The sequence below is a fragment of the Streptomyces sp. NPDC002788 genome (assembly GCF_053592115.1).
In genome coordinates, this window is sequence record NZ_JBSFVB010000014.1 from 110131 (window position 1) to 129033 (window position 18903).

Below are 18903 nucleotides of genomic sequence, written 5' to 3' on the forward strand. Positions count from 1 at the left end.
CCGGAGCTCCCATGAGACCCCGCCCGTCCCCCACCCCTCGCCTCGCGGCCATCGCCGCCACTCTCCTCGGCCTCCTGCTCTCCTTCCTCACGCTCAGCCCCCCGGCCCACGCCGCCCCCACCGGCTTCCGGATCGAGAACGGCCGCCTCCTCGAGGCCTCCGGGAACGACTTCGTGATGCGCGGCGTGAATCACGCGCACACCTGGTACCCGAACCGGATCAGCTCCCTCGCCCACATCAAGGCCAAGGGCGCCAACACCGTCCGCGTGGTCCTCTCCAGCGGTGACCGCTGGACCCGCAACGACACCGCCGACGTGGCGAACGTCGTCTCGCAGTGCAAGCAGAACCGGCTGATCTGTGTCCTGGAGGTGCACGACACCACTGGCTACGGCGAGCAGAGCGGAGCCGTCACGCTCTCCCGCGCCGCCGACTACTGGATCAGCGTGCAGAGCGCGCTGACCGGCCAGGAGGACTACGTCATCGTCAACATCGGCAACGAGCCGCACGGCAACACCGGTTACACGGCGTGGACGGCGGACACCAGGGCCGCCATCCAGAAACTGCGCAGCGCCGGCTTCGACCACACGATCATGGTCGACGCGCCCAACTGGGGGCAGGACTGGGCGTTCACGATGCGCGACAACGCCGCCTCCGTGTTCGCCGCCGACCCGGACGCCAACACGATCTTCTCGATCCACATGTACGGCGTCTTCGACACGGCGGCCGAGATCACCGATTACCTGAACCGGTTCGTCACGGCGAAACTGCCCATCGTCGTCGGCGAGTTCGGGCACGACCACTCGGACGGCAACCCCGACGAGGACACCATCCTGGCCGTCACCCAGCAGCTCCGCCTGGGCTACCTCGGCTGGTCGTGGAGCGGCAACAGCGGCGGGGTCGAGTACCTGGACATGGTCACGAACTTCGACCCGGACCAGCTCACCTCCTGGGGCCGGCGCCTCTTCAACGGCGCGAACGGCATCGCCGCCACCGCGAAGGAGGCCGCGATCTACTCCCCCGGCGGAGGCGACACCACTGCCCCGACGGCGCCCGGCGCCCCCACCGCCTCCGGCGTGACCTCCTCGTCCGTCACCCTGACCTGGGCCGCCGCCACCGACGCGACCGGCGTCACCGGCTACGACATCGTGCGCGTCAGCGGCGGCACCGAGACGGCCGTCACCAGCACCGCGAGGACCACAGCCACCCTCACCGGCCTGTCCCCCGCCACCTCCCACACCTTCGCCGTCTACGCCCGCGACGCCGCCGGCAACCGCTCGCCCCGCTCGGCCACGGTGACGGTCACGACCTCCCCCGGAGGCTCGCCCCCGGCCTGCGGCGTCGGCTACCGGGTGACGAGCAGCTGGCCCGGCGGCTTCCAGGGCGAGATCACCCTCCGCAACACCGGCACGTCCGCGGTCAACGGCTGGACACTGCGCTGGACCTTCCCGGACAGCCAGCGCATCACCAACCTCTGGGGTGGTACGGCGACGCAGAGCGGCTCCGCGGTCAGCGTGGCGGCCGCCCCGTACACCGCGACGATCCCCACGTCGGGTTCGGTCACCCTCGGCTTCACGGCCACCCGGGCGACCACGAACCCCAGCCCGACGGCCTTCACCCTGAACGGCGCCGACTGCTCCGTGAGCTGACCGCTCCCTCTGGGACGGTGCCGCCCCGCCCTCCGCGCACCGGGCCGGGCGGCACCGTCACCATCGGTGTGATCCGCGCTACACCCGCCCCAGTGAGCGGTTTACACCGCCCCGCAGTGGTCAGGCGGCGGGGATGTCGCACCGGCTCCCCACAGCTGCATCTCCGGCTCGACGCGTATGCGCCCGTCCGGGTTCCCCGAGCACCGCGCGGGGGGCCCGGTGAGCGAGGACACCCTGCGCATCCGTGTGGTCCAGACCAGCGGGACGCAACGGACGGAGCGGCCCGCGAAGGACCCGGCCGGGCAGCGCGACGCGTTCTTCGACAACGCGAAGTACCTGGCCATCGTGCTCGTGGCGATCGGGCACGCCTGGGAGCCGTTGCGGGACGGCAGCCGTGCCGCCGGCGCGCTCTACATGGTCGTGTACGCCTTCCACATGCCGGCGTTCATCGTCGTCTCCGGCTACTTCTCGCGCTCCTTCGACGCGAGCCCGGGGCGGCTCAGGCGCCTGATCACCGGGCTCGCCGTTCCGTACGTCGTGTTCGAGACCGCGTACACCCTGTTCACGCGGTGGACCGACCAGGAGCCGGACCGCCCGATCAGCCTGCTGGACCCGCTCTACCTGACCTGGTTCCTGGCGGCCCTGTTCATCTGGCGGCTGACCACGCCCGTCTGGCGCCGCGTGCGGTGGCCGCTGCCGCTCGCGCTGGTCATCGCGATGCTGGCGACGCTCTCCCCGTCCATCGGCAACGACCTCGACCTGCAACGCACCCTGCAGTTCCTGCCCTACTTCGTCCTCGGTCTGCTGCTGAGGCCCGAGCACTTCCGGCTGGTGCGCCGGCGCGCCGTGCGGATCGTCGCCGTGCCGGTCTTCGCCTGCGCGGTCGGCGTGGCCTACTGGGCGGTGCCGCGGATGACCGGTGCCTGGTTCTACCACCGCGACAGCGCCGAGGAACTCGCCGCTCCCTCCTGGTACGGGCCCGTCATGACATTGGCGACCTTCGGGTGCTCGCTGGTCCTGGTGGCCTGCTTCCTCGCCTGGGTGCCCGGCCGCCGGGCGTGGTTCACCGTGCTCGGCGCGGGCACGCTGTACGGCTACCTGCTGCACGGCTTCGTCGCCCAGGGCGCCAAGTTCTGGGGCTGGTACGAGCCGGCGTGGGTGCACCGGCCCGTGGGCGAGATCGTCGTGACCGTCGCCGCGGCGCTGCTCGTGACCGCGCTGTGCACTCCGCCCGTGCGGCGGCTGTTCCGCTGGGTGATGGAGCCCGACATGGCATGGGCGTTCCGCCGGGACGCACGCGACCGATCGCGCCCCCCTCACGCCGTAGGCACGTAGGACGCACTACTCCTCCTGGCTGAGCCGGATGAGCAGCACCCCGGGCGTGCGCGGCACGGAGACCGTCAGCGCGTCCCCGTCCCAGGCGGCTCCGCCCGTCCCCTCGGACGACGGGTGCAGGACGTCCGCGCGGACGGGACGGCCCGCCAGGTGCCGGACGGGGACGCGGAGTGCCGCCGGTCCGCCGCGGCGCCAGAGTGAGAGGTACGCCGTACGGTCGCCGGGGACCCGCAGGCCCAGGGCCAGCCACTCGTCCGTCCAGCCGGGGAGGCCGAGCGGCCAGAACGGCAGGGCCCGTGCGAGGTCACCGCGGATCGACTTGTAGACCGCGACCGCGTCCCGGACGAGGGCCAGCTGGTGCTCCGACATGCGGTTCAGGTGGCCGGAGAGGTGGATGCGGCCGAGCAGGGCGCCGCCCAGCGTCCAGCCGATCAGGTCGTCGTCGAACTCGGGCTGCGGGTAGGCCCAGACGGCCCCCTGTTCGGGCGGTACCGCGGTCGGCGCGGCAGCGGCGATGGGCGCGTAACGGAGCGGGTCCTGCTGGTCGCTGGTGGACTGGAGCTGGGCCACGGCGAGCGTGGCGCCGTCCATGCGCATGCCGCCCGAGGCGCAGTTCTCGACGACCAGCCCGGGGTGGCGGTCCAGGACGCCGGAGAGCCAGTCCAGGTAGGCGTGGGCGTGGCCCAGCAGTCCCGCTCCGGGGGCGAGGTCACCGGGGGCCTGGGTGCCGGGGTCGATCACGATGTTGTAGTCCAGCTTGAGGTAGCCGACGCCCCAGTCGCCGACGATCCGGTCGACCGTCCTGTCGAGGTGGGCGCGGGCCGCCGGATGCCGCAGGTCGAGCTGGTGGCGGCCCTGCTCCGCCAGGCGCACGCCGTCGCGCTGGAAGAACGCCTCGGGCGGCAGCTCGGCGGCGACGGGGCTGCGCACGCCGACGACCTCGGGCTCCAGCCACAGTCCCGGCACCATTCCGCGCTGCCGGATGCGGTCCAGCACGGCCTGGATGCCGCCGCCGGGGAAGCGGCGCGGCGAGGGCTGCCAGGCGCCTACGCTGTCCCACCAGCCACGGGTGTCGTCGTCGTACCAGCCGGAGTCGATGCAGAAGTACTCCGCGCCGATGTCGGCGGCGGCGTCGATCAGCGGCAGCAGTCTGGCCGTGGTCGGGTCGCCCATGAGGGTGTTCATGTAGTCGTTGAAGACGACGGGAAGGGCGAGGTGGTCCGGGTGCGGCCGGCGGATCGACCGGCGGTAGGAGGTCAGGGCGCCCATCACGGTGTCGAGGTCCGGGCCGACGGCCAGGGCACCGGGTACGGTCGTGAACTCCTCGCCCGGGGCGAGCCGGACCCGCCACTGGTGTTCCGCGTCCGTGGGGCCGTTCAGCGCCAGATACGTGCCGTGGGCCCTTTCGCCGAGGTCCCAGCGCCAGCCGGCCGGCGACTCGACCTGCCACGCCCAGGCCCGGCCGCCGTCCCGCTCCGTCAGCGCGCCCATGGCGAGATGGCCGTCGGTGGGCCAGCTGCCGCGCCCGGTGAGGACGAGCGCGGCCCGGCTGTCGTGCTCGTGGACGTCCGTGTTGATGTCGGCGACACGGACGCGCAGCGGCTCGGCGTACCAACGGCACTCGGCCAGCCAGTCGTTGCGGGCCCGGTGGACGTCGAGGGTGTCCGGGGCGGGCAGCCCGCCGAGCAGCAGACTGCTGACGGACTGGACGACGAGGGGCTCGCGGCCCTCGTTGCGCAGCCGGACGCGGGAGCGGAGGACGGGCAGTCCGGAGGGTGAGGTGAGCTCGGCGAACGCCGTCAATCCGGTGGCGGGGTCGTGGAGTTCGGCGGTCAGCCACTCCCAGCCGTCCCGTCTGCCCGTGCGGTGTGAGCGGTAGGCCAGCCGGGCGCCGAAGGCCGTGCCGGTGAAGCGGGGGCCGGACCAGCCGCTGCCGTGGCCGAGGGCGGTGAGTTCCACGAGCGGGAGCGCGGACTGCGGGGTGGCTGCTCCGGCGGCGTCGTGGGGCCGGGCCAGCCGCATCAGCCGCAGGGTCCCGTCGGCCGCGACGGCGAACCGTGCGTCCAGCGCCTCGTGACCCCAACTGAACTGTTCCTGCTGCTGATCGGTAGCCATGTGCGCCGCATCCGCCGTACCGGTCAAGGTGCTCCCCCTCCTGGCTTCGCCCCGTCCCCGGGGAGCGCGGGTCCGCGTGAATCCCTCGTCACGGTCTCTTGACGGCCTGTGTGTGACCGGTCACAATCCTGCCATGCATGTGACCGGTCACACAAGGCGCCCGGCGAGCATCAGGGACGTCGCGACGACCGCGGGGGTCTCGTACCAGACGGTCTCGCGGGTGATCAACGGCCATCCGAGCGTCCGGCCCTCCACCCGGGAGCGGGTGCTCGCCGCCATCGACGAACTGGGCTTCCGCCGCAACGCGACCGCCCTCGCCCTGGCCAGCGGCCGCAGCCGGGCCGTGACCGTGCTGACCGCCAACACCACCCACTACGGTTACGCCTCGATCCTCCAGGGCATCGAGGAAGCGGCCCGCGCGGCGTCGTACGCGGTCGGGATCGGGGTCCTGGAGTCCGCCGACGACGCGGCCGTCGCAGCGGAGATGCAGCGTGCCGCTGACGCGGGCGGCGGGATCGTCGTGATCGCCTACGACCCGGCCGGCGTACGGGCGTTGGGGGCCGTGCCCGACGGACTGCCGGTCGTCGGCGTGGTCGAGACCCCGGCGAGCCCGCCCGGCGGTGACCGCCCCTGGGTGTGGACCGACGACCGCGAGGCGGCCTACCAGGCGACCCGCCATCTGCTCTCCCTCGGCCACGCGACCGTGCACTACGTCGCCATCCCGTCCAGCACCCGCCGCACCAGTGCCCGCACCAGCGGTTGGCGGCGGGCCCTGCAGGAGGCCGGCGCCCCGGAACCCCGCCCGGTGCAGAGCGGGTGGGGGCCGGCGGGCGGCCACGCCGCCGCGCTGAAGCTGGCGAAGGACCCGTCCGTCACCGCGATCCTGTGCGGCAACGACGACCTCGCGCTCGGCGTGCTCCGCGCCCTGCACGAGTCCGGCCGCTCGGTGCCGGGCGAGGTCAGCGTGGCCGGTTTCGACGACGCCCCGCACTCCGCCTTCCTCACCCCGTCCCTGACATCCGTTCGCCTGGACTTCACCGGTCTCGGGCGGGCCGCGTTCGCCCTGCTGCACGGTGTCCTGGAGAAGTCCGCGCCGGTCGCCCCGCATCCCGTGTCCGTACCGGAACTCGTGGTGCGAGAGAGCTCCGGGCCACCACCCGCCGACGGCTGAACAGCCCCTGAGAGCCCCGCCGTCGTGAGTCCCGTCTCCTGATCCGCACCGCCTGCTCGGAAAGGCACGAGATGAACAGAAGAGCTCTCCCCGCCCTGGCGCTGATATGTGCCGCCGGCCTGGCCGCCACCGCGTGCAGCGACCCCACCGTCAAGGACTCCGGTTCGGACGAAGCCCGGCAGACGGCGGTCGACCCGACCGCCCGGCTGGACGGCGTGAAGCTGACCATGTGGACCGCGCAGAACACGGTCAACGCGCCCCGGCAGGTCATCGACGCCTTCGAGAAGGCCACCGGCGCGAAGGTCGACACCCAGGCGATCCCCGACCTCTACGAGCAGAACGTGCCGACGAAGCTCGCCTCCGGCGACCGCCCCGACCTGATGTTCTGGCAGCCGTCCATCTCCACGCTGCCGTTCGTCCAGCCCGAGCGGAACCTCCTGACTCTCGACGGCGAGCCGTGGGTGTCCGAGCTCGGCGACACCGAGAAGTCCCTCGGCGTCATCGACGGCAAGCGCTACGCGGCGATCGTCACCAGTCCCGCCATGCTCGGCGTCTACTACAACAAGGACGTCTTCCGGCAGGCCGGACTGAGCGAGTCGGACTTCCCCAAGTCCTACGACGAGTTGCTCGCCCTCGGCCGCGAGGTCGTCGACAGGACCGACGCGGCCGGCTTCTACGAGGCCGGCGGCGACAAATGGCCGCTGCAGTGGCAGATGCAGCTCCAGCTCACCGACCTGGACCGGCAGTGGTGGGCCGACCTGAACGCCGGCAAGAAGAAGTGGACCGACCCGGTCGTCGTCGACGCGATCAAGAAGTACAAGGAGAAGCTGCTCGACGCCGGGCTCGCTCAGAAGAACTACCGCACCGGCACCTTCACCGGTCAGGCCGACGCGCTGTGGAAGGGTGAGGCCGGCATGGTCCTCAACGTCACCTCGTTCCAGAGCCAGTTGCAGGCCAAGTACTCCACCGCCGAGATCGACCGGAAGATCGGCTGGTTCCCGGTCGCCAACTCCTCGGCCACCGGCCTGTACTCCCCCGACCAGACCAACGGGGTGGTCGCCTTCAAGACCGGGGACGACAAGCGGCAGAACGCGGCCCGGCAGTTCCTCGCCTTCTGGCTCGGGCCGGACTACCCGGACTACATCAAGACGATGAAGATCCCGTCCGTTCAGCCGTCCGTGCCCACCCCCGGCGGACTCCCCGGGACCTCCAAGGCACAGATCGCGGCCCTGCCCCGGGCCATCGGAGTCTTCCAGGCCAAGGCGATCGTCGCCCCCGACACGCACCTGTACCTGGCCGACATGATCTTCGGCAAGAAGAGCCCCCAGCAGGTCGCGCAGGCGATCCAGGACCAGTTCGCCCAGGTCGCCAAGGCCCAGGGCGCGCCGGGGTTCTGACCATGGCGGACACGGTCGTACGTACCAAGCCCATGCCGGTGAGGGGCACACCGGAGAAGGTCGGGCGGCTGCCGCGCGCCGCCGTGCACCACCCCTGGTGGTTCGCGCTCCCCGCGCTCGTCGTCTTCGCGGCCTTCTTCCTGGTCCCGAACCTGCTCAACTTCTACTACCCGTTCACCGACTGGTCCTCGTACCACGCGGACATCGCCTTCACGGGCCTGGACAACTTCAAGACCATCGCCGACGACGGCTCGCTGCTGAGGGCCATCCGGACGACCCTGGTGTACGCGCTGCTGGCGGCGCTCTTCCAGAACGGCTTCGGGCTGGTGCTGGCGTTGCTGCTGGAGGCCGACAGCCGCTTCAACCGGTTCTTCCGCGCGGTCTTCTTCCTGCCGGTACTGATCTCGGCCTTGGCCACCGGCTATGTCTTCCAGGCGCTGCTCGACCAGGACGGGGCGCTCAACGCCGTGCTCGGCACGGACCTTCCATGGCTGGGCTCGACGACATGGACGCTCGTCATCGTCACCCTGATCCACGGCTGGAAGTGGATGGGTCTGTCCATGCTGATCTACCTGGCCGGGCTCAAGGGCATCCCCGGCGACATGCTGGAAGCCGCCCGGATGGACGGAGCCGGTCCCTGGCGGACCTTCTGGTCCGTCCGGTGGCCGATGCTCGCGCCGGCCCTGACCTTCAACGTCACCACGGCGCTGATCGGTTCGATGAACACCTTCGACATCGTGCAGGCCACGACGGGCGGCGGCCCCGCGGCCTCCACGGAGGTCTTCAACATCTACATGTTCCGGATCTTCGGACAGGGCCTGTACGCCCAGGCCTCCGCGATGAGCCTCGTCCTCTTCCTGGTCGTGGTCGCGGTCGCGATTCCGCTGGTCGCGGGGTTGCGGCGAAGGGAGCAGATGCTGTGACCGCGGTGTGGCGCTACGGCCGCCCCTCCCTCGTCGTCCTGCTCGCCGGCCTGGCCGTGGGCGTGCCGCTGTGGCTGGTCACCGTCACCTCGGCCAAGCCGCAGGCGGAGGCGATCGAACCGAACCTTGACCTGCCCCGGCACTGGCAGCCGGCCGGCAACTACGCGGACGCCGTCAGCCAGGGCGAGATGCTGCGCGGGTTCCTCAACTCGCTGCTGGTCGTGGTGCCTTCGGTGATTCTGGTGCTGATCCTGGGCGCGGGCGCGGCCTGGGTCTTCGCCCGCCGGAAGTCGAAGCTGGTCTCGGCGGCGTACGCACTGTGCATCAGCGGGCTGCTGCTGCCACCCGCCGTCATCACCATCGTGATGGAGCTGCGGCAGCTGGGCCTGGCCGGCACCCGGCCCGGCATGATCGCCGTCTACACCGGCATGTACCTGTCGACGTCGGTCTTCTTCATGACCGGCTTCATCCGCGCCATCCCCGTGGAGCTGGAGGAGGCGGCCAGGATCGACGGGGCGACACCTGGACGCATCTTCCGGCGGATCGTCCTGCCCCTGCTCCGACCGGTCATCGCCACCGCCACGATCATGGTGATGCTCTACGCCTGGAGCGACATCTTCTACGCGTTCTTCGTCCTCGGCGGCGGAGACCGGGCGACCCTTCCGCTCAACCTCTACCAGGTCGCCAGCGCCCAGCTCTACCTCAACAACTGGCATCTCGTCTTCGCGTACGTCGTGGTGATGAGCCTGCCGATGGTCGTCGTGTTCCTCGTCGGCCAGCGAAAGATCGTGTCCGGAATCACCAGTGGAGCCGTCAAGTGACCGGAGGTCCAGCAGCGTGATCACCCCCACCCGTACGAGATCTCGTACGAGAACCGTTTTGACAGCCGCCATACTTGGAGCAACCGCCATGGCAGGCACTCTTCCCGCGGCCGGTCCCGCCGCCGCGGCCGATCCACAGCGCCTCACCGTCGACCTCACGGCATCCGAGGGCCCGGTGATGCTCGGCGCCAACGGTTCCCTCTACGGGCTCAGCGACGACGGGGTGCCCAGCGACGCCGTGATGGCGCCCCTGAAGATCACCAGCATCTCGCAGAAGCCGGAGGGCGGCGCCCAGCACCCCAACGGCGACGCGCTCACCGTCTCCAAGTCGTTCTTCCGCAACGGCGGCGGCGAGATCAACGTGATGATGCAGGACGTCTACGCCAAGTGGCCGTACGAGGACCTCGGCATCGACGACTACCTCCCCAAGGTCGACAAGATCGTCAAGGAGGTTTCGGCCGACCCGAACAGCGAGCGGTTCGTCTACATCCCGTTCAACGAGCCCGACCAGATCTGGTACAAGCTCGACGTCGCCGACCAGGCCCGGTACGAGAAGAACCGCGACCGGTTCTTCAAGGACTGGAAGACGGTGTACCAGCGCATCCGCGCGATCGACCCGGACGCGCGGATAGCCGGCCCCAACGAAGCCGCCTACCACACGCGCCTGTTGAAGGACTTCCTCGCCTTCGCCAAGCGGGAGAACGTCCTGCCCCAGGTGATGACCTGGCACGAGCTCGGCTCCGGCTCGCTGCGTGACTTCCAGGCTCACTACGACAACTACCGCTCACTGGAGCGCGAGGCGGGCATCGCCCCGCTGAAGATCAACATCGACGAGTACGCCAACCGCCGCGACCTGTCCGTGCCCGGCCAGCTCGTGCAGTGGGTGTCGATGTTCGAGCGCAACAAGGTGTACGCCAACATGGCGTACTGGGACGCCGCCGGGAATCTCAGCGGCCATGTGGTGCGGTCGAACATCCCCAACGGCGGCTGGTGGCTGTTCCGTTGGTACGCGGGCCTGACCGGCGACACGGTGAAGGTGACGCCGCCGCAGCCGAACACCATCGACACCCTCCAGGGGCTCGCCTCGCTCGACACCTCCCGCCGCCAGGCCCAGGTGCTCCTCGGCGGCTCCGACGGCGACTCCGACGTGGTCGTGCGCAACATCCCGCGGTCCGTGTTCGGCCGTACGGTCACGGCGACCGTCGCCGAGGCCGCCTGGTCCGGTTACGAGGGGCAGCACGCGGCGCCGCGGGTCCTAGCGCGCACCAAGGTGAAGGTCGCGGACGACGGTTCGGTGACCGTCCCGCTGCGCGGCCTGCACAAGATGTCGGCGTACCGGATCGTCCTCTCCCCCGGCGGCTCGGGCACCCCGGCCACCGCCTCCGTCCCGTGGTCGGCGTCGTACGAGGCCGAGGCCGCGGCCATCACGGACGGCAGGGTCTACACCCAGGGCACCGTCGGCAACGCCAACGGCTACGCCGCCTCCGGCACCAAGGACGTCGGCTCGCTCAACCAGCCCGGCAGCAAGGTCTCCTTCTCGGTGCGGGTGCCGAAAGACGGCGCGTACGACCTGGCGATCCTGTACGGCAACCAGTCCGGCGGCCCCGCCACACAGAAGCTGTCGGTCGACGGCGCCGACCCGGTCACGGTGACCTACCCCTCCACCGAGAACTGGACCTACCGCGCCAAGAAGGACCTCGTCATCCAGCTCAAGGCAGGGACGCACCAGTTGACCCTGTCCAAGGGCGACGCCGAGGTCACCCTGGACCGTATCGACCTGACCACCCGTACGGGCGCGGCCACCGCGTCGTACGAGGCCACGCTCGCGGACATCAGCGGCAGGCCGTCGTACGACTACTCGTCATCGGCCGGTGTGGGCACGGGCGCTCTGGTCCTGCGCTCGGGCGACAAGGCGGTGTTCGACGTCTACGCCCCGCACGACGGCTACTACACGGTGACACCCCGGTCCACGGCGGCGGTGAGGCTCGCGCTGCACGGCGCGACGGTCACGGCGGCGCCCGGCCGCCCGCTGCGGCTCTACCTGGTCGCGGGCAACAACCGGATCACGGTGACGTCGGGCCACGCCGCCGTCCGCTCCCTCGACGTCGCCGGCGACGGCTCGACGGCCGGCACCCTCTCCTACGAGGGAGCCTCGGCCGCGCTCGCCGGCGGGGCCGAGCTCGTCGACTCCGCGCACGCGTCCGCCGGCTCGTACATCGGCCGGCTCGGCAACAGCCCCTCCAGCACCGCCGAGTTCACGGTGAACGCCCCCCGGTCCGGCCGCTATGTGCTCGTCGTCCACTACGCGCACAACGACCGCCGCGACAACGGCCACGCCTACAACACGGACATCATGTCCCGCACGGCGGACATCGCGGTGGGGTCCGCCGAGCCGCTGAAGGTCACCTTCAAGAACACCTGGAGCCGGGACGACTACTGGACCGTCGGTGTCCCGGTCGACCTGAAGAAGGGCGCCAACAAGGTGACGTTGGGCAACCCGAGCGCCTGGGCACCGGACATCGACCGGATCGAGCTGGGCCGGGTCGTGGGCTGATCGGCGTCACTCAGGCCGCGCGCAGTGCCGCAGTCGCCCGTGGAGGGCGGGCTGCGGCACTGCCGTGTAGGGGGTCAGCCGTTCTCGGCCCGTCCTGACGCGCCCGGACCACGGCGCCGCCCCTCCGCTCACACCTGCCTCGGGGCACCGCCACGCGGTGCGCCCCCGCGCGGACCGCCACCTCGCCGTGCGCCCCCGCGCGGCGAGAACGGGGGCGGCGTGGGGCGCGGCCACGGGCTCGGCCGGGGCAGCACCATGAGGGCCGCCCTCCGGGGTCCGGCCCGGACCGCGGTCGCCGCGGGTGCGGCCGCTCTCGCGGTCAGTGTCGTCGGCGGCCTGGCCGCGAGCAAGTGACCGACGAGGTCGGGGGACCTCTCCCGAGGGCGACGAGGAAGAGGAGGGATGACGCGGGGCGGGACGGATTCTCACAGAGGCGTGGCCGCATACAGGATGAGGACCATCGTCACGGCCGAGTTCGCCGACGACATCGCCGAGACGGCCGTGCCCGCGGCCGCGCCCCACGCCGCCAGCCCGACCGACGTGAACGCCGGGGGCCAGCTGCGCGCCGCCGGCGCCGGGCCGAGCAGGGCCGCCACCCGGCGCGGCACGGGGCCCGCGGCGGTGAGCCCTGCGAGTGTGGGCGCCGGGGTGCCCCGCGAGACGAGCGCGGCCGTGCCGATCGCCCGGGCCACCGTGCGCCGGCTGCCGACCACCCGGGCCGCCTCCTCGTCCGCCCACCGCTCGGTCGTGTACGCCACGGCGGTGCGCAGCGGCCGCAGGAACGGGTTGGCCCGGGCGGCGAGCCGCACGGTGAGCAGGAAACGGTCGTGACGGGCGGCGAGGTGCGCCCGCTCATGGGCGAACAGGGCCCGCCGCTCAGCCGGCCGGAGCCGGTCCAGCAGGGCCGTGGTCACCACGACACGGCCCCCAAGGGGGCCACGGGCACGGCGGCCGGCGGTGTCAGGCACCCCACGGCCGGGCGCGGCACCCCGGCGCAGCGCACCGCCACGCGGTGCGCCCCCGCGCGGACCGCCACGCCGTGCGCCCCCGCGCCCGGCGCCGTCACCGGCCCGCCGCCCACCGCACGGCAGCGCATACGCGTAAGGCACGGTGTCCGGCAGCACCGCCACCTCCGTGTCCGGCAGCCCGGCCAGCGCGCGGTGTGCCCGGCGGCGTACCCGGCCGTGCCGCCACAGCGCCCGGGCGCAGGCGACGAGCACCGCGCACAGCGCCGGAATGGCGGCCTTGCCGACGACCTCGTCGTAAGGCACCGCGGCCCGCACCTCGGGGTCCGACCAACCGTCGGGAAGCGGATTGCCGGGCAGTTGGGCGGTGCCGACCACCATCACCAGGGCCAGGCACACCGTGCTGCACAGCGCCAGCACCGCGGCCATGGCGGTCAGCAGCCGGGTCGCGGTGCGCGGATGCAGATGCTGCTCGGCCAGGCGCGCGACCGGCCAGGCCGTGAGCGGCAGGACCAGAGGCAGAAAGACGAAGACCCCCATGAGGCTTCAGTCTTCCCCTTCGCCGTGCTCCTGCTCCAGCAGGTCGCGCAGCAACCGCTCGTCGTCCGGGCCGAGGCCCGTGACGAAACTGGCCAGCACGGCCTCGCGGTCGCTCTCGCTGTCCAGCACCTTGCGCATCTTCCGTGCCGCGAGGCCCGCCTGGTCCGAGGCGGGCGTCCATGCGAAGGACCGGCCCACCCGCTCCCGGGTGACCGCACCCTTGCCCAGCAGCCGGGTCAGGATCGTGATCACCGTGGTGTACGCGAGGTCACCGCCGAGGCGTTCCTGCACCCAGCCGGCCGTCGCCGGCCCGTCCGCCTCCCGCAGGGCCGACAGCACCAGCGCCTCCAGCTCGCCCTGCCCCCGCCGGGGACGCTGCCGGGGATCCGTCACCGCTCTGTCTCCCTTCCGCCGCCGTGCGTTGCCGGTGCGGACATCGTATAGACCGACCGGACCGATCCCCTCTCCTTCTACAGTGATGTAGATTTCACAGCGTATCCCGTTCGCACACGCCGAGAACGCCAAGAAGGAGTATTCCGTGGGAGTTTCCCTGTCCAAGGGTGGCAACGTCTCGCTCAGCAAGGAGGCGCCGGGCCTGACCGCCGTCCTGGTCGGCCTGGGCTGGGACCTGCGCACGACCACCGGCACCGACTACGACCTCGACGCCTCCGCCCTGCTTCTCGACGCCTCCGGCAAGGTCCCCTCCGACCAGCACTTCGTCTTCTACAACAACCTCAAGAGCCCGGACGGCTCGGTCGAGCACACCGGCGACAACCTCACCGGCGAGGGCGAAGGCGACGACGAGACCGTCAAGGTGAACCTCGCCGGCGTGCCCGCCGAGATCGACAGGATCGTGTTCCCGGTGTCCATCCACGACGCCGAGAACCGCGGCCAGAGCTTCGGGCAGGTCCGCAACGCCTTCATCCGCGTCGTGAACCAGGCGGGCGGCCAGGAGATCGCCCGCTACGACCTGTCCGAGGACGCCTCCACGGAGACCGCGATGGTCTTCGGCGAGCTGTACCGCAACGGCGCCGAGTGGAAGTTCCGTGCCGTCGGCCAGGGCTATGCCTCGGGGCTGGCCGGTATCGCCTCCGACTTCGGCGTCGGTGTCTGACACGACCGACCGCGCCGCCGGGCCCGCCCCTGGGAGCCGGGCCCGGCGGCCGCATCAGCAACGACCGGGAGACCCTATGGCCGATCCGTCCCGCCTCCGCCCGGAGGACCGCGCGGACTTCGAAGCCGTCCTGCACCAGGCGATGGGCAGCGCGGACATCCGTGACATCGTCGGCACCGGCCCGACCGGCCGGGCCGCGGCGCACCTGCGCGCCGACGCGCTCGCCCACGCCGACGCCATCACGGCGGCGGCCGGCGAGCCGTACCGCGACTATCTCGCCGTACGGCGGGCGGCCCGGCACGAGCCGCGGTCTCCGTACGGCACGGGCAGTCTGCTGCCGGCCCTCGCGGTGCTCACACCGCTCGTGGCGGCCGTGTCCGCCGCGGCACTGCTCGTACTCGGCGGCATGCTCCACGTCGCCGGCGCACCGGGTCCGCTGCCCAGTTCGCTCGTCGCGGCCGGCTGGACCCTGGCCGCCGTGGCGGCCGCGACCGGTCTCGTCGGCCTGGCCGCGCTGCTGCGTACGGCCCTGAGCCGCCATGTCCCGCCCGCCCCCGACCAGGTGGAGCACGCCCGGCTGATCTGGCGGCAGGCCCTGCTCGACCGCGGCATGCTGCCGCATCTGCGCCGGCACCTGGCCACGCATCCCGAGGCGGCACTCCGGCCGTGCTCCCCGCCCGATACGCTCGCGCCATGCCCGGCCCGGGCGAGAAAGGACAGGACACCATGTTCGGACTGAGCGAGCTCGCGATCCTCCTCGTCGTCGTCATAGCCGTCATCGGGATGAAGAAGCTCCCGGAGCTGACCCGCTCGGCCGGCAAGGCGGCCCGCATCCTGAAGGCCGAGGCCCGCGCCGCGAAGGACGAGGAGGCCGGTACGGCCCCCGCGCCGCGGGTGATCCAGGGCGAGGTCGTCCCTCCGGGCACCGGCACGACCCCGCCCGGCGCCCGTGCGGCGGGCGCCCCGGACCACTCCTGATCCCTCCCGTGACTACAGCGTGCGCTCCAGGCGGTCCGACACGAGCTTGACGAACTTCGCGGGGTCCTTGGGCTGGCCGCCCTCGGCGAGCACCGCGAGCGTGTGGAGCAGTTCGGCGGACTCGGCGAGCTCCGCACCGTCCTCCCGATCCCGGTACGCCTGGTTCAGGCCCTTCACCAGCGGGTGGCCGGGGTTGAGCTCCAGGATCCGCTTGGTGCGCGGTACCTCCTGGCCCATCGCCCGGTACATGTTCTCCAGGGCCGGGGTCAGGTCGTGCGCGTCGGAGACGACGCAGGCCGGGGAGACGGTGAGCCTGGTCGACAGACGCACCTCCTTGATGTCCTCGTCCAGCTGCTCACGCATCCAGCCGAGCAGCCCGGCGTACTCCTCGGCCTGCTTCTCCCGCTCCTCGCCGGCCTTCTCCTCGCCCTCGCCGTCCAGGTCGATCTCGCCCTTGGCGACGGAGCGCAGCTTCTTGCCGTCGTACTCGCCGACGGCGTCGACCCACACCTCGTCGACGGCGTCGGTGAGCAGCAGGACCTCGATGCCCTTGGCCCGGAACGCCTCCATGTGCGGGGAGTTCTCGATGCTCTGCCGGGACTCGCCGGTGAGGTAGTAGATGGCGTCCTGGCCGTCCTTCATCCGCTCCACGTACCGCGCGAGGGTGCTCGGCTCGTCGTCGGCGTGCGTGGACGCGAAGGACGAGGCGGCGAGGATGGCGTCCCGGTTCTCGGAGTCGGTGACCAGGCCTTCCTTGAGGACGGTGCCGAACTCCCGCCAGAACGTGGCGTAGCGGTCGGCGTCCTTGGTCATGAGCTCCTTGACCGTGGACAGCACCTTCTTGGTCAGCCGGCGCTGCATCATCCGGATGTGCCGGTCCTGCTGGAGGATCTCGCGGGAGACGTTCAGCGACAGGTCCTGCGCGTCGACGACGCCCTTGACGAAGCGCAGGTACGGCGGCAGCAGCGCCTCGCAGTCGTCCATGATGAAGACGCGCTTCACATACAGCTGGACGCCGCGCTTGAAGTCCCGCGTGAACAGGTCGTGCGGGGCGTGCGACGGGACGAAGAGGAGTGACTGGTACTCGAAGGTGCCCTCCGCCTGCAGCCGGATCGTCTCCAGCGGCTCACGCCAGTCGTGGCTGATGTGCTTGTACAGCTCGTGGTACTCGTCGTCGGACACCTCGTCGCGCGAGCGCGCCCACAGGGCCTTCATGGAGTTCAGCGTCTCGGGCTCGGGCGCGCCGTCCCCGTCGCCCGTCTGCGGCACCATCCGGATCGGCCAGGTGATGAAGTCCGAGTACCGCTTGACGATCTCCCGGATCGTCCACTCGGAGGTGTAGTCGTGCAGCTGGTTCTCGGGGTCGGCGGGCTTGAGGTGGAGGGTGACGGAGGTGCCCTGCGGCGCGTCGTCGACCTTCTCCAGCGTGTAGGTGGCCTCGCCGCGGGACGTCCAGCGGGTGCCCTGGCTCTCGCCGGCGCGCCGGGTCACCAGCGTCACCTCGTCCGCCACCATGAACCCGGAGTAGAAGCCGACGCCGAACTGCCCGATGAGCCCCTCGGCCCCGTCCCCGTCCTGGGCCTCTCGCAGCTCCTTGAGGAACGTGGCCGTTCCCGAGTTGGCGATGGTGCCGATGAGCCGCCCGACCTCGTCGTACGACATCCCGATGCCGTTGTCCCGCACCGTGAGGGTCCGGGCCTGCTTGTCGACGTCGAGCTCGATGTGCAGGTCGGACACATCGGCGTCGAGCGAGTCGTCCCGCAGTTTCTCCAGACGCAGCTTGTCGAGCGCGTCGGAGGCGTTCGAGACGAGCTCGCGCAGGAAGACATCCTTGTTCGAGTAGACCGAGTGGATCATCAGCTGGAGCAGCTGACGCGCCTCTACCTGGAACTCAAACGTTTCGGTCGTCATGGTTCGCCAATACCTCACAGGTCCCACAGTCGCCTGAACTGGTGGAGTCACTGTAAAACACCAAGTCAGGCCCGTGGCCCGGATCTCAGACGAGGTGGGCGAAGACGACCAGGTTCTCGGTGTAGTCCCGGGCCTGACGGTCGTAGGAACCGGCGCAGGTGATGAGCCTGACCTGGGCGTCGGGGGTGTCGCCGTAGACGCGCTCGCTGGGGAAGGCGTCCTTCTCGAAGGACTCCGTGGTGTCGACGACGAACGTCGCCCTGGTGCCGTCGGCGCGCGCCACCTGGAACCGGTCGCCCTTCTTCAACTGGCCGAGCCCGGCGAAGACGGCCGGGGAGGTCGCGGTGTCCACGTGCCCGGCGATGATCGCGGTTCCGGGCTCTCCGGGCGAGTGGCCCTTGGCATACCAGCCGACGAGGTTGGTGTCGTCGGGCGGCGGCGGCTCCAGCTGGCCCGAGCGGCCGATGGCGAGGTCGGTGAAGGGCGCGTCGACCGAGATCTTGGGGATGAGCAGGCGGACCGGCCGGGACCGCGGCAGCCGCGGGCGGGCCTCCGAGGCGGCGGACGCGTGCGGCGCCGCCGACACGGGCGGCGTGTGGGGCACGGTCGGGGCGGCGGGCACGGCCGGCGGGGCGTGCGGCGGGCCGCCGGCGTCGGATGACCCGCCTCGGCCGCCGACCAGGCTCACGATCAGGGCGAGGGCGGCCACCACCCAGAAGACTGTGACGACGGTACGCAGCCGCCGCTTCGACGGCGCGGGGCCGGGATCGGGGAGGGCAGGAGGACTGGCTGCCATCGGAGAACCACCTCATTCAGGGCACGGCAGCGGGCACGGCACGCGGGAGGACGAGCCGGGCCGCCGCGACGCGCAGGGCACGTGCGGCGGCCACGGCGGTTATGAGATCAGGCACCGGTCATGCCGCGCCCTGGGAGGCCTTCTGGCGTCGCAGCGCGTACAGGCCGGTACCGGCCACCGCCAGCACGGCGAGCCCGCCGGCGGTCACACCCGGCGCGCCGGCCAGCGCTCCGCCACCGGTGTGCATCCCACCGCGCGGCTTGTCGTGCTTGCCCTTCCAGGAGCCCTTCTTGTGCTCGTCGCGCTTGTCCCCGAAGGCGTCCTTCTCCTGCTTGTCGCCCCAGGAGCCCGAGTCGTGCTTGGGGTTGTCCCAGTTGTCGTCCGCGTTCACCGCGGCCAGGGCTCCGCCACCGGTGTGCATCCCACCGTGAGGCTTGCCGTGCTTGTCGTGCTTGCCCTCCCAGGAGCCCTTCCCGTGCCCTTCGTGCTTGCCGTTCTCGTCGTGCTTGCCCTCTCCCTCGTGCTTGGTGGTGCCCCAGTCGTCGTCCGCGTTCACCGCGGCCAGGGCTCCGCCACCGGTGTGCATCCCACCGTGAGGCTTGCCGTGCTTGTCGTGCTTGCCCTCCCAGGAGCCCTT

General features: G+C 71.4%; 16 protein-coding genes. 10 read left to right on the forward strand and 6 right to left on the reverse strand.

Going from position 1 to position 18903, the window contains the following annotated elements; genetic code table 11:
* The first annotated feature begins 11 nt into the window (after positions 1 to 11).
* Positions 12 to 1646 carry a cellulase family glycosylhydrolase gene (locus ACWD1U_RS25370; protein WP_451110775.1) on the forward strand — a complete coding sequence of 545 codons (1635 nt, stop codon included), beginning with the start codon at positions 12 to 14 and terminating at the stop codon, positions 1644 to 1646.
* A 219-nt stretch (positions 1647 to 1865) separates the two neighbouring features.
* On the forward strand, positions 1866 to 2981 hold the full coding sequence (locus ACWD1U_RS25375; protein ID WP_451110777.1) for an acyltransferase family protein: 1116 nt from the start codon (positions 1866 to 1868) through the stop codon (positions 2979 to 2981).
* 6 nt (positions 2982 to 2987) lie between these two features.
* On the opposite strand, the gene ACWD1U_RS25380 is transcribed toward ACWD1U_RS25375, so the two are convergent.
* A complete protein-coding gene (locus tag ACWD1U_RS25380) occupies positions 2988 to 5096 on the reverse strand; it encodes a glycoside hydrolase family 36 protein (RefSeq protein WP_451110778.1) in 2109 nt (702 codons plus the stop codon).
* A gap of 133 nt (positions 5097 to 5229) precedes the next feature.
* Here ACWD1U_RS25380 and ACWD1U_RS25385 point away from each other — a divergent pair, with 133 nt between their 5' ends.
* The 5 genes from ACWD1U_RS25385 (at position 5230) to ACWD1U_RS25405 (ending at position 11962) form a co-directional block, all read left to right on the forward strand.
* On the forward strand, positions 5230 to 6267 hold the full coding sequence (locus ACWD1U_RS25385; protein WP_451110780.1) for a LacI family DNA-binding transcriptional regulator: 1038 nt from the start codon (positions 5230 to 5232) through the stop codon (positions 6265 to 6267).
* Positions 6268 to 6338: 71 nt separating this feature from the next.
* The gene (locus tag ACWD1U_RS25390) at positions 6339 to 7664 is read left to right on the forward strand and encodes an ABC transporter substrate-binding protein (RefSeq protein ID WP_451110782.1); all 1326 of its coding nucleotides are present in this window, start codon (positions 6339 to 6341) and stop codon (positions 7662 to 7664) included.
* A 2-nt stretch (positions 7665 to 7666) separates the two neighbouring features.
* Entirely contained in the window at positions 7667 to 8587 is a 921-nt protein-coding gene (locus ACWD1U_RS25395) for a carbohydrate ABC transporter permease (RefSeq protein ID WP_451110784.1), read from the forward strand.
* Positions 8584 to 9408, forward strand: coding sequence for a carbohydrate ABC transporter permease (locus ACWD1U_RS25400; protein ID WP_451110786.1), 825 nt, complete (start codon positions 8584 to 8586; stop codon positions 9406 to 9408). The genes ACWD1U_RS25395 and ACWD1U_RS25400 overlap by 4 nt, the downstream gene beginning before the upstream one ends.
* An 88-nt stretch (positions 9409 to 9496) precedes the next feature.
* Positions 9497 to 11962, forward strand: coding sequence for a CBM35 domain-containing protein (locus tag ACWD1U_RS25405; RefSeq protein ID WP_451110788.1), 2466 nt, complete (start codon positions 9497 to 9499; stop codon positions 11960 to 11962).
* A 425-nt stretch (positions 11963 to 12387) separates the two neighbouring features.
* On the opposite strand, the gene ACWD1U_RS25410 is transcribed toward ACWD1U_RS25405, so the two are convergent.
* Both ACWD1U_RS25410 and ACWD1U_RS25415 read right to left on the reverse strand, forming a co-directional pair.
* Positions 12388 to 13467, reverse strand: a complete 1080-nt coding sequence (locus tag ACWD1U_RS25410; protein ID WP_451110789.1) for a M56 family metallopeptidase — start codon at positions 13465 to 13467, stop codon at positions 12388 to 12390.
* A 6-nt stretch (positions 13468 to 13473) separates the two neighbouring features.
* The gene (locus ACWD1U_RS25415; RefSeq protein ID WP_451110790.1) at positions 13474 to 13860 is read right to left on the reverse strand and encodes a BlaI/MecI/CopY family transcriptional regulator; all 387 of its coding nucleotides are present in this window, start codon (positions 13858 to 13860) and stop codon (positions 13474 to 13476) included.
* A gap of 145 nt (positions 13861 to 14005) precedes the next feature.
* Here ACWD1U_RS25415 and ACWD1U_RS25420 point away from each other — a divergent pair, with 145 nt between their 5' ends.
* From ACWD1U_RS25420 to ACWD1U_RS25430, 3 genes are all read left to right on the forward strand, one after another.
* Positions 14006 to 14581 carry a TerD family protein gene (locus tag ACWD1U_RS25420; protein ID WP_451110792.1) on the forward strand — a complete coding sequence of 192 codons (576 nt, stop codon included), beginning with the start codon at positions 14006 to 14008 and terminating at the stop codon, positions 14579 to 14581.
* A gap of 76 nt (positions 14582 to 14657) precedes the next feature.
* Positions 14658 to 15320 (forward strand): hypothetical protein, encoded by a 663-nt coding sequence (locus ACWD1U_RS25425; protein ID WP_451110793.1) that lies wholly within the window; start codon positions 14658 to 14660, stop codon positions 15318 to 15320.
* Positions 15308 to 15559: a twin-arginine translocase TatA/TatE family subunit gene (locus ACWD1U_RS25430; protein WP_451110795.1), complete on the forward strand. Its 252-nt coding sequence runs from the start codon at positions 15308 to 15310 to the stop codon at positions 15557 to 15559. The genes ACWD1U_RS25425 and ACWD1U_RS25430 overlap by 13 nt, the downstream gene beginning before the upstream one ends.
* 12 nt (positions 15560 to 15571) lie before the next feature.
* Here the strand turns inward: ACWD1U_RS25430 and htpG are convergent, their stop codons facing one another.
* The 3 genes from htpG to ACWD1U_RS25445 form a co-directional block, all read right to left on the reverse strand.
* The gene (gene htpG, locus ACWD1U_RS25435) at positions 15572 to 17470 is read right to left on the reverse strand and encodes a molecular chaperone HtpG (protein WP_451110796.1); all 1899 of its coding nucleotides are present in this window, start codon (positions 17468 to 17470) and stop codon (positions 15572 to 15574) included.
* Positions 17471 to 17555: 85 nt separating this feature from the next.
* Positions 17556 to 18266, reverse strand: a complete 711-nt coding sequence (locus tag ACWD1U_RS25440) for a class F sortase (RefSeq protein ID WP_451110798.1) — start codon at positions 18264 to 18266, stop codon at positions 17556 to 17558.
* Between the two features lie 118 nt (positions 18267 to 18384).
* Positions 18385 to 18903 (reverse strand): hypothetical protein (locus tag ACWD1U_RS25445; RefSeq protein ID WP_451110799.1); only part of this gene is annotated, 519 nt, incomplete at its 5' end.

Excerpts from the sequence above, each read along its gene's own strand:
- ACWD1U_RS25405 (WP_451110788.1), top strand. The coding sequence starts at position 9,497 with ATGGCAGGCACTCTTCCCGCGGCCGGTCCCGCCGCCGCGGCCGATCCA.
- ACWD1U_RS25440 (WP_451110798.1), bottom strand. The coding sequence starts at position 18,266 with ATGGCAGCCAGTCCTCCTGCCCTCCCCGATCCCGGCCCCGCGCCGTCG.
- ACWD1U_RS25410 (WP_451110789.1), bottom strand. The coding sequence starts at position 13,467 with ATGGGGGTCTTCGTCTTTCTGCCTCTGGTCCTGCCGCTCACGGCCTGG.
- ACWD1U_RS25425 (WP_451110793.1), top strand. The coding sequence starts at position 14,658 with ATGGCCGATCCGTCCCGCCTCCGCCCGGAGGACCGCGCGGACTTCGAA.
- ACWD1U_RS25430 (WP_451110795.1), top strand. The coding sequence starts at position 15,308 with ATGTTCGGACTGAGCGAGCTCGCGATCCTCCTCGTCGTCGTCATAGCC.
- ACWD1U_RS25390 (WP_451110782.1), top strand. The coding sequence starts at position 6,339 with ATGAACAGAAGAGCTCTCCCCGCCCTGGCGCTGATATGTGCCGCCGGC.
- ACWD1U_RS25370 (WP_451110775.1), top strand. The coding sequence starts at position 12 with ATGAGACCCCGCCCGTCCCCCACCCCTCGCCTCGCGGCCATCGCCGCC.
- htpG (WP_451110796.1), bottom strand. The coding sequence starts at position 17,470 with ATGACGACCGAAACGTTTGAGTTCCAGGTAGAGGCGCGTCAGCTGCTC.
- ACWD1U_RS25380 (WP_451110778.1), bottom strand. The coding sequence starts at position 5,096 with ATGGCTACCGATCAGCAGCAGGAACAGTTCAGTTGGGGTCACGAGGCG.
- ACWD1U_RS25395 (WP_451110784.1), top strand. The coding sequence starts at position 7,667 with ATGGCGGACACGGTCGTACGTACCAAGCCCATGCCGGTGAGGGGCACA.
- ACWD1U_RS25385 (WP_451110780.1), top strand. The coding sequence starts at position 5,230 with ATGCATGTGACCGGTCACACAAGGCGCCCGGCGAGCATCAGGGACGTC.